We start from the raw sequence: 18660 nt of genomic DNA, 5'->3' as shown, positions 1-18660 counted from the left end.
CTACCGTTCTTGCGGGTACAGCATTCCCTGCAGGGGCTAGTTGTGGCGCCTGCTGGGTTGCAGGAAGCAAAGCTGGCAAGTTGAGCTGTGAAACTGCCTGGTTGTTGCTCACCTCCTTGGGTTGCACAGGATTGGGTCTGCTCTCCGCCGGAATAGTCGACAAGGCTCCTGGACCATTCATGGTCACCATTGGCGCCACATGAGAATCGCCCATGGAGGGCAACCCTGCTTGTCCGGCAAAAGTCAACACCGGAGCTGGCGGCGGCGGGGCCGGCGGCGGTGGCTCAGATGGCGGCGGGGCAGCGGGTGCTGCCGGAATCTTTGGCGGCAAAAAGAGCACATTGACCAGAATTGTGTTGCTCGCCACCTTTGCCCCACCCAGACCATTGCTGTTGTTATCATTGATGGTGACAGAGACCCTGTCGATACCGGAGGTTTGCAGATTGGTCACATAATAAAAATCGCGTAATGCCGCCTTGATCTCCTGCACAGCGCCAGAAAAAGTGACCAATTCACTCGCATTGCCGATAATCTCCAGTTGGGCGTTGGGGTGAATGCTGATGATTCCATGCTCCACAGACAAGGTCGCCGTGATCACTGCGTTGCTGTAGGTATCGGAAAAATCAGCATCAAGAATCGGATTCAACTGATCAGGTTTGCTGTAGACAAAAGTTTGATTGAGCGGCAACTTCAACAACGGTGTATCGTTGGCTATGGGAGCCACACTCAATTGCGCCGCAGAGCTCTTGGCACCCCCTACGGCAATGCTGTTGTTGTCGTTCACCGCAACGATAATGGTATCTTTCTGGATCACGCCCAGGGGTGTGTAGCCAAACAGAGCCAAAGTGTGATTGAGATCCTCTTTGCTCCCACGTACTCTCACCTCGGTGCTATCATTATCGGTCACAACTGCGGAACCACTGGCCGTCAGATGCAGCACTCCCTGTTCAGCAACAAGGGTTGCCTCCAGCAGTTCAGCGCTAAACTCATCGGTAAAGGCAAAACCGCTGACACTATATTGCCTGTTATCCCCCACAATCACAGTATCCTGAGGCGCAAGAACAACCGGACTGTCGTTGCCAACCATCTCCACCTGAAAATGCGCAGAGTTGGATTTGCTACCACCAATGGCGGTGTCATTGCCATCATCAACCAAGAGATGGATGGTCTCGGTGCCGGTTGCCGACACTTCAGTTTGATAGTCGAGAGTGGCCAGAGTGGCATTGATAGCAGAGAGGCTGCCATGAAACTGCACCGAGTTGCTCCCATTGCCACTATCGATCGTTGCACCCGCGCTGGCCGTCACCCGCAAGGCGCCATGCAGATCAGAAAGGGTGATCGTTAACACCTGTGCATCACTATCGCTGACCGATATACCGGACATACGGTGCCAGAGGGTATCGGAAAAACGCGACGTGTCGGGAAGGCTCCACGCCGGTTGACCATTCTCCACCAAATCGAAAGAAAAGCTGTTGCTGCTGCTTTTGGCACCACCAAAGCGATAGGTGCCGTTATCGTTGAGCGATAGGGTTACCGTTTCCAGCCCACTGGCACTGGCTGTGCTCGCATACTCAAGGCTGGCCAAAGTGCTATTGACATCAGTCACAGTGCCAGAAAGAGTGAGTACCGAAGAGTCATTGTTGAGCAGGATGGCGTTCCCTTGCGCTGTAGCATGCACAATACCTTGCAGCACACTCACCGTGGCCGTCACACTCTCCCCACTCAAGGTGTCGCTGATGGTTATCCCTGGGATGGGGTGAAACAGGGTATCCATTATCGGCAAGGCATTGACTGCGGCCACATTGACCTGTGGTGTATCATTTGCCGTCAGACTGAATGTGAGGCTGTTGCTGCTGGACTTGGCACCACCAATGCCTTCGCTATACCCGTCGCTGACCAACAGGGTGATACTCTCCTGACTGGCGCTGTCTGAGGTTGCACTATACTCCACAGTGGCCAATGCCGCATTGATTGCAGACAGGGAACCTGTGAGGGTCAAAGCAGTGGAGTCATTATTGCCACTGCTGATGGTGACATTGCTTGCATCCACATGCAGGACTCCCCCATTGTCGGTGGACAGGGTCAGCGAAAACGTTTCTGCATGGGTGCTGTCTGCCACTGCGAGACCAGAGATGGCAATGGGGAGTTTGTCTGCGATGGTCAACCCTGCCGGAACAGCCACCGTCGGGGTGTCGTTGCCGGTCAAGGAAATAGCGATTGTCTGGGTGTCGCTCTGGACTCCGCCACTCCCTGTATTGCCACCATCTTCCACAGTCAACTGCAGAATGTCGCTGCCTGTACTGCTGCGAGTAGTTGCATAGGCCAGCGTTGCCAAAGCCGCATTGATTTGACTGAGCGAACCGCTAATGCTGAGCATGGCTGAATCATTGGCGCCCGCACTCATGATGACATCGCTGACATCCAGGTGCACAATACCGTTGTTTACTGTCAGGCTTGCCGTCATGATGCCGGAACCGGCATCCACATCGCTTACAACAACTCCAGAGATGGCGTGGAGTGCGTTATCCTGATAAAGACGACTGGAGGGCACCGCAATAATCGGGGCATCGTTGACCGCAGACAAGGTAACAGTCGAGACGATATGGAGCTCTGTTGCATCACTCCCTCCATTGGCAACACCCCCACTGTCTTGCAGGTAGGTCAGAGTGATTTCCCGCTGCAAATTGCTTTCAGGATCAACATCATCGTTTTGGTAACTTAAGCCATTGAGCAGCTCTTCGGCCTCCGTCTGGCTGAAATCACCACTCTTGGTGATGGTCACGGTAGCGGTGTTGCCGACAGAATGGACCGCGACAAAGCCATTGGCGGTTGCCAAAGCGTTGCCATCCACCAGTTGCACCGCGCTGCCATCGATATGCAGCAGCTCATTGCTGCCATCACTGACATTACTGACAGTCAACTCGATGAGGGCGATACGCTGCGTGCTCTCACGGATACCCAGGTCAATGCTGCTGTTGCTGAATAGAGTTTGTGCCGAAGCTTTCTCGGTGAAGGTGGGAGACAGGGAGGTTGCGTTCAGGGTTGGGGCATGGTTGATGGCAGCCAAAGTGACCACCGTGGGGGTGCCAAGCGTGCTGGTGTCAACACCCCCATGCGCGACTCCGCCGTTGTCGGTAATCGCCACAGAGATGGTGCGGGTGCTGCCTGTTATTGGTCCGACAATGCTGTTTTTATAACCGATTGCATTGACATACTCTTGCCAGTTACTGGTACTGTCCCCTTTGCTCAAAGTCACGGTCGCCGTCGAACCGTTCACCGCCACACTATAACCGATGGCATGTCCACTGGTGCTCTGTAGAGAGGAGGTAGGGATTAATGGCACCAGGGATCCATCAATCAGCAACATCTCCTCACTGCCACTGACCAGATCGCTCACGGTCACGACAGCCTGGATGATCCTTTGATCCCACTCCACCGGGCTGATGGAGCTGTTGGCAAAGAGAGAAACCGCATTGGTTGCGGCCTCAATATAGGTTGATGTGCTATTGAGAGCCGTAAAAGCAGGGGCATCATTGACCGCATAGACATGGATCGTGGCGGTAGCCGCTGTCGGCGTGCTCTGATTGCTCCCGCCATTGCTGGTGCCACCGCTATCCTTGATCAAGGCCACGGCAAGTTGCCGGTCTGCTGTGTCCAAATTGCCCCCGACATCCATGTATTGTATGCCATTGACCAGCGTTTGCGCGGCAGCAGCACTAAAATTGCCACTCTTGGTGATCGTTATAAGCGATACATCGTCACTGCCGATTGAGACCGAAACAAAATATCCATTGCGGGTGGCATATGCCAAACCATTGAACAGAACTATGGTTTTATCATCAATAATCAGGTTGTCACCATCATGGGTGTTGGAGAGAGCCAACACAATCTGACTGATGGCTTGATTGGCATCGGTGGCACCACCCAAATCAACTGCTGTCGCACTGAATGGAGCCACAGGACTCCCTTTTTCCAAAAACTCGACGGTTGTTGCTGTGCTGGTAAGGGTCGGCGCATGGTTGATCGCATCCACAGTTACTGTCGATGCCAACTGCAGTCCGCTGCTCGTATCGGTTCCCCCACCGCTATCGCTAAGCGCAGTCAGAGTGACGGTACGGCTGCCAGTGTGCAGGTTGCCACCGGAAAAGCTGTTTTTATAGGCCAGAGAGTTGATGTACTCCTGCCAATGGGCAACGGTATCACTTTTGCTCAAGGTGACCGTCGCGGTTGCACCGGTGACACTGACCGCAAAGGCGATGGCGTTGCCACCACTGCTGGTTCCGGTCACCCCGTTGCTCAGAACGATGGCAGTGCTATCGAGCAACAACAGTTCATCGCTGCCATTCCCCAGATTGCTCACGGTCAATACCACCTGCTGCAGTTGTTGTCCCGCTTCCACCGTGTTGATGGCGGCATTGCTGAACAGAGAGACACCTGCGCTGCTCGCTTCGATAAAACGAGGGGTGGCAGTGGTTGCCGTCACGGTAGGCGGATCGTTGACTGCGAGCAGAGTGATGGTCGAGGCATTGTTCAAGATCACGCTGTCACTACCGTTGTGCAGGGTTCCCCCGCTATCGCGCAAACCTGTCAGGGTGACTGTGCGATTGGTGGCGGCATGCGGATCATTGCTGAGATTCTTGTAGGAGAGAGCATCCACCAGCGTTTGTGCCTGGGCCTCCGTAAAATTGCCTGCCTTGCTGATGGTGACTGTCGCTGTCGAGCCGGTGACTGTCACCACGGCTGTAAAAGCATTGTTGGCCGTGGTGATGGTGTTGTTATCAGTCAGAGCGAGAGTGCTGCCATCAACGAGCAAGATCTCATCGCCACCATCGCTCAGTTGCGTCACCGTCAACTGCAATTGCACCATTTTCTGACCGCTATCAATGGAACCCTGGCTGATGCTGGTGTTGCTGAACAACTGTACGGCACTACCCTCCTCGCTAAAGGTGGGATTGAGCGCATTGGCAGACAAGGTTGGCGCATGATTATAGGTGGCCAGCGTTATCGTCGAGGAGGCAGTCAAGATGCTATCATCGTCACCACCACCCGCCACCCCCCCATCATCACCAATCCAGGTCAAGGTCAGGCCACGGGTGGCGGCAAGCAGATTGCTGCTGCTGTTTTTATAAGACAGAGAGGTAAGAATGCTCTGCCAATGGGCGGCAGTATCGGTTTTGCTCAGTATGACGGTGGCGGTGGTTCCACTCACTGAAACCGTGTACGCAATGCCATAGGCGCCGGTTGATGTTCCGCTTGTACCATCCGTCAAGCTGATTTCCGTTCCGTCCAGCACCAGGATTTCATTGCCTCCATGCGCCAAAGCACTGACGCTGAGCGAGATCCCGGTGATCTGTTGTCCTGTTTCAACGGGACTGACAGTGACCCCACTGAACGGAGCCACCGCCACATCGCCCTCATAATAGGTGGGTGAAGCAGCCGTCGCCTGCAATGTGGGGGCATCGTTGACCGGAATGATGCTGACTGTGGCCGCCTCCTGCAAAGCGGTGCTGTCATTCCCACCACCGCTGTCTTTCAGGGAGGTCAAGGTAACAACCCGGCTGCTCGTCAAATGCGGGTCAGGGCTTGTATTTTTGTAGGCCAGGTTATCGACCAAAATTTGTGCTTGGCTCTCCGTAAAATTGCCTGCCTTACTGATGATGACAGTGGCTGTTGCACCGCTGAGCTGTACAGTCGCCAGATAGCCATTGCTCGTGGTGGTGACAGAGTTGTTGTGACTCAAGGCGAGCGCATCTCCATCCACCAGCAAGATTTCATCGTTGCCATCGCTGAGGTTGGAGACGGTGAGCACTATATTGCTGATATACTGCCCCACATCGAAAACTCCTGCACCGACATCAATGGTGGTGGAACTGAACAGAAGAGCGGCAGCTCCCTTCTCGGTAAAGGTGGCGGCCACCTCTGCGACAGTCGAAAGAGTGGGTGGATTATTGTTGCTGGCCAGAGTCAGCACAGAGCTGCTGTTGACGCTGTTGCTCGCCGTGCTGCCGCCGCCACTGTCCTGAATTGAGGTTAAGGTAATGGTGCGGGAATCAGCAGTTAATCCAGTGGAGTTGTTTTTATAACCCAAAGTGTTGACATAGTTTTGCCACTGCTCTGCCGAAGCGCTTTTGCTCAAAGTCACCGTGGCTGTGCCTTGCGTGACAGAGACACTGTAAGCAATGGCGTTGCCACCGACGGAGGTGCCGGTCACACCATTGCTTAAAATAACCTCACTGCCATCCACGACCAGGATTTCGTTGACACCATGCAGCAGACCACTGACTGTCAAAATCATCTGCTGAATATTTTGTCCCGCTTCCACAGCACTGATGGCAGCATCACTGAACAGCAGGGCGCTGTCCGACTGGCTCTCCACAAAGGTGGGATTGCTGGCATTGACGCTCAAGGTGGGGGCATCATTGACCGCAATCAGCGTCACCGTGGAGGCAAGATTCAGGGTAGCGCTATCACTGCCGCCATCGGCAGTTCCCCCATTATCCTGCAACGAACTCAGGGTAACAACACGATTGCCAGCGCTCGGGTCAACGCTATTGTTTTGATAACTGATACCATCAAGGAGATTTTGCGCCTGTTGGGCCGTAAAATGGCCACTCCTGGTCACAGTGATGGTGGCGGTCGTGCCGGAACGGCTTACTGCAGCGACAAAACTGTTGCCGCTGGTGGTGACCAGTGTATTGTTGCTCAAAGCGACACTGCTGCCATCAATCGTTAACTGTTCGTTGCTGCCATCCTGGATATTGCTGACAGTAAGCAGCAGTTGGGTCAACATCTGTCCACTGTCAATCGAGCCCAAAGAGATTGCGCTGGCACTGAACAAGGTGACGGCACTGCCCTTTTCAGTAAAGGTGGGATTGGCACTGCTGCTCGTCACAGTCGGGGCATGGTTGATGGTAGCCAGAGTAACGGTAGCGGCTATGTTGGGCGTGCTGCTATCCACTCCTCCGTTGCTGACACCACCAGAATCCTGCACACTGCTCAAGGTAACCGTGCGCGTGGCAGCAGCCAGCAACCCGGTTGCGCTATTTTTATAGCTCAAACCATTCATGAAGCTTTGCCAGTTGCTCGTGCTCTCTTCTTTGCTCAAGGTAATGGTGGCGGTGTTGTTGCTGACAGAGACCGTATAGCCAATTCCGTTGCCGCCACTGGTGGTCCCAGAGGTACCATGGCTCAAGGCAATCTGGGAACCATCCACAAGGAGCAGTTCATTGGCCCCATTCTGCAATCCACTGACCGTGACCACCGCTTGTCGTATCAATTGCCCTGCCTCGCCTGTCTGCAGTGCAGCATTGCTGAACAGGGTGACCGCCGCCCCATTTTCGATATAGGTCGGCGTGGCAGCCAGAGCAGTCAGCGTCGGGGCATCGTTGACCGCCAACACCGTGATGGTCGAAACATTGTTCAAGGTCGCGGTATCTGTGCCATTGTTGGCAGTACCCCCACTATCCTTGAGAGTGGTCAGGGTGAGCAGGCGATTGCCGGCTGTCGGATTGCTGCTGCTGTTCTGGTAACGCAACCCATCCAGCAGTGTCTGCGCGGCAGCGGTCGTAAAATCTCCCAATTTGCTGATGGTGATCGTGGCGGTGGTGCTGTTCAACTTCACAGAGGCTGTATAGGAGCCGCTGGCAGTGCTCACACTGTTGTTGTGGGTCAAAGCCACGACACTGCCATCCACGGTTAACTGTTCACTGCTGCCATCACTGACATTGCTCACCGTCAACACGATTTGCACAATTTTTTGCTCGCTATCAATCGATCCCAAACCTATTGCCGTCCCGGTGAACGGTGCAACCGCACTGCCCTTTTCTGTGAAGGAAGGATTGCTACTGGTTGTGGTCAAGGTGGGGGCATGGTTGATGGTCGCCAAGGTGACGGTGGCGCTCTGGGAGAGCGTGCTGGTATCGCTTCCCCCATTGCTCACGCCGCCCGCATCCTGAAGCGAGGTCAGAGTCACACTGCGCGTACTGCCTGTACTCAAGCCTGTGGCACTGTTTTTATAGGCCAGAGTGTTGATGACAGATTGCCAGTTGCTCAATGAATCGGCTTTGCTCAGAGTGACGGTAGCGGTAGAGTTGCTGACAGCCACACTATAGCCGATAGCTTTGCCACCACTCGTGGTTCCAGAGTTGCCATTGCTCAGGAGCACATTGCTGCCATCGACTAGCAGAATTTCGTTGGCGCCATTGACCAACCCGCTCACCGTCAGGGTAAGCTGTTGCAACTGTTGCCCGGCCTCCACAGTATTGAGCGTGGCAGCACTGAACAGAGTGACTGCCGCCCCCGCCTCATAATAGGTGGGTGTGGCAACGGTGGTGGTCAGAGTCGGTGCGTTATTGACCGGAATAATGGCAATGGTTGCTGAAGGCAGGCTCACCAGGGCGGTATCACTACCCACTATGGTTCCCCCAGTATCCTGGATGCGGGTGATGGTAACGGTACGCCCACCTGCCGTATGGGGATCAACACTGAGATTTTTGTAGCCCAGACCGGTAATCAGGGTTTGCGCATCGGCCAGGGCAATATCACCCCCTTTGCTGATCAGCACTGTTGCCAGCCCATTGGCCACCGTCACACTGGCGCTAAAACCATTGCTGGTGGTGATGCCATTGCCATTGCTTAAGGCCAGGGAGCTCCCATCCACCAGCAAGATCTCATTGGCAGCATCGGCCAACGTGCCGACCGTCAACTCCAACTCGCGAATCTTTTGGCCTACTTCGATACTCTCCACTGAGGCAGCAGAGAAGAGGCTGGCAGCATTGCTCGACCGCTCGCTATAGGAGGGATTGCTGACGGCTGTGACCGTGAGCACAGGGGCATCATTTTTTACGTTGAAATCAATGATCCGGCTGGCTGTCACCGGAATACCGGCCTCGGTCACAGTGAAGGTGATGGTGCGGGCACCTGCTGTCGGATCGGTCGCAGTGTCGGCAAAAAGCAGAGAACGGGCCAAGCTCTGCACCATGGCCGTTGTGGCATCGCTGTTAAAAGTGAAGGTTAAACTTGCACCGTTGTTGGCCGCAACATAGGGGGCACTCACCATGGTGGCGATGGCGGTAGTATCAAAACGGATGGTACCACCATCGTTCCACACCGCTCCCGTATTGCTGCTCGGCAGGGACAAGCTGTCGGCAGAAAAGGCATTGTTGCTGACCTGAACCTTGAGGGTAGCACCGTTCCAGCAATCATAACTGTTGCTGTTGGGGGTAGTCAGCACAATGGCGGAATCGATTAGGGTTGGGCTATCCTGTTCACTATAACTGCCATGTGTGTTGCTGGCGCTCAGAGTAGCGGCACCATTGACGGTGACCGTAAAACTTCTGCTGGAACTGTTGCTGCCATCGCTGACCCCAACCGAAAAGGTTTCTGTACCATAAAAACCGGCATTGGGCCGATAGGTAACAGAGCCAGCAGCGGGAGCCAGATCGCTGCCTCCTGAGACCAGAGTGGCGTTGCTAAAAACCAAAGTGCCCCCCTGAGAGGGAGCCACGGCTTGACTCAAGGTCAGGGTTTGCAGAGTGTCCACATCGCTGATATGCAGGTTGCTGGTCAGATCAAAGGCTGCTCCATTCTGGTTGACACTGAATGCTGTTGCCCCACCGCTAAAAGTCGGAATGGTATTGCTCGTGGTAAAAGAGGCAAGCAAGTCATTGTTGATTCCGGCAAAACTGTTGCCAGCATTATCCTGTATGGCAGTAGGCTCGATGCGCAAACTATAGGTATGGGCACCCACCAGCGTCGCCCCATGGCTGATGGTCACACTGTTGCTTCCCCAACCGCTGATGTTGCTGGAGGTGGCAGCAATCGTGGCCACATCGCTGTTGGCAGTCACATCGCGCAAGATAAAATTGCCCGTCCCCTTCTGCATCGTTTCGTTAAAGCCCACAGTCAGGGTGGAGGTGGTCGGGGAGATGGCGGTCGCGTTATTGACGGGAGTGACAGTAAGCAATAAAGGTGCTGTGCGATCAATAGTGATGGTGCGATAGGCGCTGACAGGACCAACAACCGCCCCAATCAAAGCGCGGTCAAAAGCATAGAACTTATAATCGCCATCAGCCAAACCAGTCACATCCACAGCAGCCCCACTCCAACTGCCGGTACTGTTGGCAGCGACGGTACCCGATCTGTCGGTTCCTGCTTCAAAGGTGCCGTTATTGTTCATATCCAGAAAAACAATGACATCACTCCCATCCGCACTTCCCGCCCCATAGGCGGCACCGCTGCCGCTAAACTTGAGTATATTGGCTTTGCTTTTGTTATCCCCCACGACACCAGAATCAGTTTCTGCATCCAGAGTGGGCAGGGAGGGAGCAACCGGGGTGACCGTCACCGTGATGGTTTTGTTGATGGTCGCCGAACCATCACTGACATAGACGGTAAAACTGTCGGTTCCTGCATAACCGGCGTTGGGGGTGTAGCTGATACCAGCAGCAGGAATCAAGGCAGTACTGCCGGAGGTTGTGGTGAGCGCTCCTTCTTGCAGATTCAACCGCCCATGGCTGGGAGCGAGAAATTGCGACCAGGTTAGCACCTGATTGATATTGGCATCATTGACCGCAAGCAGGGTGTTAAGAGAGTTCAGATTGCTGTTGGCAGAGAGAGTCAGGGTGTTGTCTGAGGAGGTAAAGGTTGGGGAAATGTTGGGTGCCACTGTAGCGTTGATTGGGTTACCGGTCAAATCGGCGTTGCCGACTACGCGCGTATTCCAGCCATTTGCAGCAGCCAGGTTATAAGTGCCGCTGGCAGAGGATAAACCATTGGTATTGAGCAGTTGATTGACCGCAGCGCGGTCTGTCGTCCCCAGCAACACGGTAAAAGATGTCGCAGAAGAGATCTCCACATTGGGAGTGTTGCTGGTCAGCGTAAAGCTGCCGCCCATGGGTGACACACCGATGGTCAACTTGCGGGCATCAATATCATTCAAGGCCCCATCCTTGGCCAGAAAACTGGTACCGGTGACCACCAGGGTGCCACTTGCGGCATCATAATTGGCACTGGTAATGACTGGACCCATGGAAACAGTGATCCCGTTATTGCTCAAATCGGCGTCAGTGGCGCTGGCACCAGCCGCCCAATCTTCCCTCGCCGCCACATTATAGGTGATCCCAATAGCAGAAGAGGTGCCTGCCTTGTTAAGCAGGGAGTTGACGGCTTGCATGTCGGTGCTGTGCAACGTCACCATAAAACTGGTCGCCGAAAGAATCTCCACATTGCTGCTGTAGGACAAGACTCTGGTCGTATCGTTCCCCCCTCTGAGCTCCAGTTTGCTCACCACAATGTCATTGTCTGTTCCGTTCAGCTTAAAAAAGCCTGTCCCGGTTACCAGCAATATACCGGTGCTTCTGTCATAGGTGGCCGAGGTGATGGTGGGTATCGCCACATTGGAGGCAGTCAGAGCGTTGGCGGTCAGATCGGCAATGGTCACGGAGGCCACGGCGCCTCTGTTCCAATCTTCGGCAGCCGCCAGATTATAGATGCCGCCCCCGGTGGAGCTGCTCCCATTCTTGTTGATGATCATGTTGACTGCCGCTTTATCGGTGGCACTCAAAAGCAGGGTAAAGCTGCTTCCCGACGTGATCTCGACACTTGCAGTATCGGTCAGGGTATAGATCTCTCCCCCCTCCCCGGTGATACTGAACTGGGTTGCATCAATATCATTGTTGCTGCCAGCCTTTCTCGACAGAGCACTCCCTGTCACCACCAGGCTACCGGTAGAAGCATCATAGGTGGCAGAGGTGATGCTGGGTATGGCCACATTGCTGGCGGTGACACCATTGCCTGTGCTGTCCACAACTACCACCGCACTATCGGCTCCGCGCGCCCAATCTTCGGCTGCCGCCAGATTGTAGGCCACTGTATCGGTGGAGGCGCTGCCATCGCGGTTGATGAAGGTATTGACCTGGGCTTTGTCGGTGGCATTCAAGGTCACGGAAAAGCTGCTTGCCGAACTGATCTCCACACTGCCGGAGGTCAGGGTGTAAGAGATCCCCTCGCCAAACAGCGAAAGCTTGCTGACATCAATATCGTTGGCCGCCCCACTTTTCTGCAACAAGCCGCTTCCCGTCACGGCCAGTATGCCGCTGCTGGCATCATAGGTGGCGGAGAGGATAGTGGGAACGGCAACATTGCTCACGGTCACGGCATTGGCAGTCAAATCAGCGACCGTAACCGCTGCTGCTGCACCATTGGCCCAATCTTCGGCAGCGGCCAGATTATAGGCCACCGCATTGACAGATGCGCTGCCATTTTTGTTGACAATCTGATTGAGCGCGGCCTTGTCGGTGGCATTCAGGGTGACGGTAAAAGCGCTGCTGCTGCTGATTTCCACATTGGCCGAGCTCAGGGTATAGGTTACCCCCTCAGCCAACACAGAGAGCTTGTTCACAGCGATATCATTGTTGGCTCCACTCAACTTGAGCAGATTGCTGGCACTCACCAGCAAAGTGCCCGTGGCGGCATCATAGGTAGCCGAACTGATTGTGGGCACTGGGACGGTAGCCGTCACACTGTTGGTGGCATCGGCAGGAGCCGTGGTTGCTGAAGCGTCCCAGCCACTGGCTGCAGACAGGTTGTAGGCGGTACCACTGGTCGAACTGCTCCCGGATTTATTAAAATTTGGATTGATTGCCGCACGATCCGCAGCGTTCAATGTGAGCGAAAAGGTGGTCGCGTTGCTTGCCGTGACATTGCTTGTGGTGAGAGTATAGCTGGTTCCTCCCTCCCCGGACAAAGAGAGTTTGCTTGCAACAATCGTATCACCAGTACTCATATTGGCTGCTGTCACCAGCAATACGCCGGTATTATTGTCATAGGTGGCTGAGGTGATGCTGGGGGGCGGTGGAGTGACGGTCACAGCCACGGTATCGGTGGCAGAGGAGAAAGCGGTTGTCCCGCCGTTACTGGAGGTGTTGACCAGATTTCCAGCCACCCCTGAGTTGCCATCCCAGGCGCGAAAGGTGAGGGCATCAGTGATGGTACCGACATAGGTACCGTTATTTTTATAATAGATCCAGGTGCTGGAATTGGCCGAAAGCAGCAAGGAGCTGCTTGCGGAAAGAGCCCCCATCTGACTCCAACTGCTGCCGTTGTTGCTGCTGTAGTACCAGCTTCCGTTGCTGTTGTTGCTGGCCACAATGGCCATGCCCACCGGATCGCTCGCCGTCGTATCGGAAAAGTTGGCAATGCCGGTTTTGCTGACCAGGGAAGAGAGCAAGGTGGCGCCACTGGTGCCACTTGTCGGAGCAGCGCTCTGGTTTTGCGGGACAGAGGCAAAAACCGGCGTTTTGCTGGCATCCAACACCGGGGCAGCGTTGACCAGAACATTAAAAGTTTTGGCAGATGGCACTGCCGCAACGGCATTGCCTACCTGGTCCTTGACCGATCCCCCATTGATGGAGATCGTATAGCTTCCTGCATCCGACGCATCCCAACTGCCTCCGGGAGCAGTGACCGTATAGGTTACCACGTTACCACTTTTGGCGGCTGAAGTGACCGTCAAGGCAGTGGTACTCGGCGATGGACCCTTAACGGTAACATTGCCTGGAGCAAAGGTTGCACTGTTCAGGCCGATACCCACATCGGCATAAGTCACCTTAAAGGTAAAATTACTGCCGCTGGGCAGAGTAAAATCGGAGATAACCGGTGTCCCAGCCGTTGGGGCCAGCGTATCCACCTTGGCAGTGGAGGAAAGCACCGACTCATGGAACAGGGTGGCGTTCATCGTTGGATCGGCATAATCCTTGATGGTCACACCAGAGGCCAAGGTGATTCCGTTGGCAATGACACGCACACCATACGTATCCACATCACCCGCCTGGACAACATAAGCAAATACCAGCGATCTGCCTCCACTGCCACTGACATAAGTTGCATTCTTGACATTGCCGCCCACATCCAGAGCCAGAACGGGTGTACCGACAACGATCACCTCTTTGTTGAAATCAACTGTCACGTTGATGGTATCGCCGGTACCATAGGCCGTGTTGAAAAAGCGCGATCCATTGGCTACAACCACACCGCTGATTTTGGCTCCGGCCTTGATCTTGACCGTGGATGCAATGTTGGCAGTCAGCACATTATCTGTGCTGCCACTATCGGCAATCTGGGTCAGGGAAACAAGGCGATCGACCTCAGTAAGAGATGCGCTGGAGTTGGTATAGGTCATGCCGTTGATGAGTGCATTCATGGCGGCATTGTCGAGGGAGAGACCGGTCACGGTCACGACTGCCGAAACGACATTGGTTGCACTATTGAGGGACAGTTTTACCTCGGCACTGCCACCACCGGCCAGCGGAACAGTATTGTCACCAGTCAACGCTATCTCGGTGCCGCCAACTGTTAATAATTCCGTCTGATCACAAATATTGGTAACATTAATTTCCAAACCGGTGAATCTCTGGCCACTATCCTGGGTATCCGCATCGGCGGCAGTAAACAGGGAGACCGGAGAGCCCCCACTGATAAAGGTTGGATTGGCAGCACTTGCAGACAAGGTAAGATTGGCATGAATGATAAACTGGTTCTGGATTACTGACACCGAATTGGACGAAACGTTGGTAAACAACAGATCACTCTTGCCATCGCCATTCATGTCAGCGCTACTGGAAAACAAAGAGTCTGTGCTCAGCAAATCGGTTCTATTGGCAAAAGTGCCATCACCATTATTCAGTAAAACCGAATAGGGACCAATAGAGCCGGCATAATTTCCCACCATGAGGTCAACCTTGTTGTCGCCATTCACGTCAAGCACGCTTATCCGATAGGGCATTGCCAAGGTAGCATAATCCACTCTGGGCAAGAAAGAACCACTGCCATTGTTGATCAGAACGGATACTGTAGATTTCATTACGTTTGAAACAACTGCATCTGCATAGCCATCACCATTTACATCGGCACAACTGATAGCAAACGGCATGCTGCCCTGTTCAAGTTGAATGATTTCATAAGCAAAAGTCCCATCACCCTTGTTCATTAACACGGCGACAATATCAGTCAATGTGCTCGTTAATATAAAATCCTCTTTATTGTCTTTGTTAAAATCAGCGCTGGTAAATAGAAAAACAGGAGGTAAACCAGACGCTTCTGTTATGAATTGGTAGTCAACCTGAGGCTGAAAGGTGCCGTCACCATTGCCATACAACACAGAAACACCAACACTCACAACAGAAGAATACAAGATATCCAGTTTTCCATCTTTATTATAATCAAGGCAACGCACTGATCCTGCAATAGATATAGCTTCTATACTACTGTCTGCCGTTGCCAATACCGGAAATGCGGCATTAATGGTAGCGGAAGTGAAGGTGCCATCACCATTATTGAGCAGGAGTGAAATGGGATTTTCACCAAGATTTCCAGTAAGAATATCCGCTTTATTGTCACCATTAAAGTCTTCGCTTATTATAACAAAAGCCCCCCCTGCCACTGGATATTCAACACTGGCGGCAAAAGTACCATCACCTTTATTAAGCAATACCGAGACAGATTGGGAGGTAATATTTGACACTAAAATATCCAATTTACCATCACCATTCACATCCTTGCCGATGGCGGAAATTGGCGTTTGCCCCACTGGATAATCGGTTTGATTGGCAAAAGGTTCAAACAGAGAGAGCGCATGCGGATAATCTGCTATGGCCAGAGAGGATACTTCGATGGTTCCACTGTGCGCCTCCAAGCTCCAGTTTCCACTCTGGAGTGTGGCCCCTGTTGCATCAACAGAGGCTGCCACATCTGTTTGTGTCGCCTGCGCCAGAGCGTTGAGAAAGGCGGAACCGGCAGCGCCCTTGCCAATATCGCAGCCGTAGAGCAACAGATCACCCCCAGCATGCACAGCGCTACCGATCTGCGCCAGTTCGCTCTGTATCGTCGAATAGCTTAAGGAAGATTGGGTGAGATAGTCACTCCCCACCTTCAGGGCAGCCTCCGCACCATGCGAAACAAGATGCAGGCCATCATACTCTTTATGTGTAGCCGCCCATTTGGCGATTTGCGCCAGACCGCTCTGTTGTCCATCAAGCAGCTCAATTTCAACACCGGCAGCTATCCCCGCCACCACTTTTTGCCAATCTGCAATCGAGCTATCGACAAAGGCCACCTCTTTTTTGCCATTGTTCTGCTCAGGTTGGGCGGCGCGTATCTCTGCAGGAGCCGCTGTCTCCCGAACCGGGCTTTTGGCCATGCTCTCGATCGACTTTAACGCCGCGTCTGCCCCTGCGCTCACTACCACCGCACCATCAAACATCATGCGCGGCTCCAGGAGATAGAGGGGTAGTGCAGACCGAGCTGGTTTGTGCAAAGAGAGGGTCTCTTCTTTGTGTATCAGGCAACGAAAAGGATTCCATTGCCCCACAGAACGAAACTTTCCAAACATGATTTGCGCCCCTAAAAATAATTCTATCCGTGCCCAGGCTTCTTTTTTGAGTCTGGGCGCGAGGTGTCGAGTGAGAAGCACCTTCCTCACTTCCAGTAGCATTGTAGGCTTAATTCTTCGCCAAACAAAGGGCCCCCCATTACACCAAAGTTTCTGCCATGTTACCGGCAAATTCTTGCAATTTTAACAACTATTCAAGAATATTGCTCTGCATCAACTTTCGGCGCTGGTCATAATCCGGCAGCCCATGATCTGGCGCAGGCCAACCAGCAGCTCTGCTTCCAATTGCTCTTCGCCGGCGCGCATGCCAAAAAGCACCAAGACACCCTGTACCGTTAAGTGGCTGGACAATTGGCGCAGGCTTGCGGCATAACGAGGCAGAGTGCTGGCACTCAAACGATCCTGACCGATGCGAATCTCCGATGCCTGGCCCGGCGAGATGATACTGATCGATTGCAACTGCTTTAAGGGGTGCAGACGGATGAGCAGATCCTGGATCCCTTCGTGGTCGCCATCCAATACCATCAGGCAGACATCCGCCTGAATGGCAAAACAGATGGTTTGAAAATCCCGGATACGGGCATCAATAACCATCACATGGCGATACAGCTCCTGCTCCAGAGCCTCTTGAGGCAGGCTCCTTTTGGCTGGCAGAGAACGATAACTCTCCAACAGATGACGCAACTCTTTGGCCAGCAAATCCAGCCGTCCCTCTTGTTTATGGTCTGTTAACATGTTGGCATATCCTTCCGTACTGCAAACAGATCTGTGGCTAAACAATGATAGGTCAACTATTGAAACATCTCTTGCCAGCACAGCCAAGAGGCCTGTTTCTATGCCTGAGTGCTTATTTCTATGCGGGAGTGCTTGTTTCTATGCCTGAGTACTGATTTCTATGCGTTACCGCTTGCCAAGGCTGTTTCTGCTCTCTTTTAGTAGCGGCAAATCACAGGGTAAGCACATTTATAAAAATGGGGTAGCGATTTGGCGAAAAATGTGATCCAATCGTGAACACCATCGCACTGGACAGACTGTTTTTTGTGGAAACCCTCCAAACCTCCGGTTTTGATTAACCTCAGGCCAAGGGGATGGCTGCTGCCATAAGGGTGCTCTTAACCCTCACTCATCTGTTTGATCATGTACAAAACTCTTGTTTCAATTCCCAATCTGCAGATCTCTCCACACTCCTTTGCCCTCTGCTACCACTTTCGTCACCCCTTTCTGCTGCGCGCATTGATTCAGTGTCGCCAGTCAGACTCCTCCACAGAGCGGCAGAAGCACTCCCTGCACTCTCCCAAGCGGGCCTCCACTCCCGAAAAAGAGTATCTCTACTGCGCACGCTGCCGACATAAAATCACCAGCCTGACCGACAAATGGAGCATCCATGGCAAGGATGAATTTACCTTTTTCAATCCGGCAGGCATCCTCTTTCACATCGGTTGCTTTCAAGAGGCCAGTGGCTGCCTGGTCACCGGCATCCCCAGCAGCGAATTCTCCTGGTTCCCAGGTTTTCTCTGGCAAATGGCACACTGCTCTGCCTGCCAGATCCACCTGGGTTGGCTCTTTGTAGGTGCACCAGGAGAAGATTTTTTTGGTCTGATCCTGGCGCGCCTGCAACAGGGTGCAGAACCCCTCCACCAGTAATCATCTGCAACAGCGCTTGCTCAAATAGGCCGCAGCGCTATTTTTTCTCCTCGGTTTGATGAAATCCACAAAATGTCTTTTTCCCGCTGCTGCTGGTTTTGCGCACGGCGATCTCCCGACAATCATAACTGACCGGCTCCGGCAACTCCCTCTTGCGCTTCTCCCACTTGCCACACCAATCGTTCGCCACAATGATCGGCCAACACCCCACCACCCCCTGCTCTGCACGTGGCGGCAAAGCCCGACACTCGCCCCATGCCCGCTCTACCCATTCCGGGTCCGGGACAATGGGAAAAAAAAAGGCACAATTGTGACATGACTCTTCCATCTCTCTCCCTTTCACTGATATATCCCCTGACTGCTTTTCTGCTTTAGCGATTCTGCCTCTTGGCACCCTCGGCATCCTAACATGCCCTAAAGAAGCTCACAATTTCTAAATTCCATGACAATCCCCTGCAGACAACTCCACAACACTCGGCTCCGAGCTTGCGCATAGATCTACTGTAGCGCCTCGAGGCGGCGCTGCAGGCTCAGTTGCTGCTCCATGGCAATCGCATTTGAAAATCAGAAAATTATTATGGAGGTCCAGGAGGAGATTATCTCCTCCTGGTGGGTGCAGGGCAAAGCCC

The 18660-nt window shown here is 53.5% G+C and carries 4 protein-coding genes; 1 reads left to right on the top strand and 3 read right to left on the bottom strand.

Annotated elements, in window-relative coordinates:
• Both EJP87_RS05790 and EJP87_RS05785 read right to left on the bottom strand, forming a co-directional pair.
• A partial coding sequence (locus tag EJP87_RS05790) for a DUF4347 domain-containing protein (protein ID WP_193771168.1) occupies positions 1–16387 on the bottom strand: 16387 nt, incomplete at its 3' end.
• A 213-nt stretch (positions 16388–16600) separates the two neighbouring features.
• On the bottom strand, positions 16601–17122 hold the full coding sequence (locus EJP87_RS05785) for a DUF4347 domain-containing protein (protein ID WP_130470915.1): 522 nt from the start codon (positions 17120–17122) through the stop codon (positions 16601–16603).
• A gap of 402 nt (positions 17123–17524) precedes the next feature.
• Here EJP87_RS05785 and EJP87_RS05780 point away from each other — a divergent pair, with 402 nt between their 5' ends.
• Positions 17525–18031, top strand: coding sequence for a cereblon family protein (locus EJP87_RS05780; RefSeq protein ID WP_130470914.1), 507 nt, complete (start codon positions 17525–17527; stop codon positions 18029–18031).
• Positions 18032–18068: 37 nt separating this feature from the next.
• Here the strand turns inward: EJP87_RS05780 and EJP87_RS05775 are convergent, their stop codons facing one another.
• The gene (locus EJP87_RS05775) at positions 18069–18374 is read right to left on the bottom strand and encodes a hypothetical protein (protein WP_130470913.1); all 306 of its coding nucleotides are present in this window, start codon (positions 18372–18374) and stop codon (positions 18069–18071) included.
• Positions 18375–18660 lie beyond the last annotated feature (286 nt).

Source organism: Candidatus Magnetaquicoccus inordinatus, assembly GCF_004217665.1.
Lineage (GTDB): Bacteria > Pseudomonadota > Magnetococcia > Magnetococcales > Magnetaquicoccaceae > Magnetaquicoccus > Magnetaquicoccus inordinatus.
This window is presented reverse-complemented; position numbering and strand designations above follow the sequence as displayed.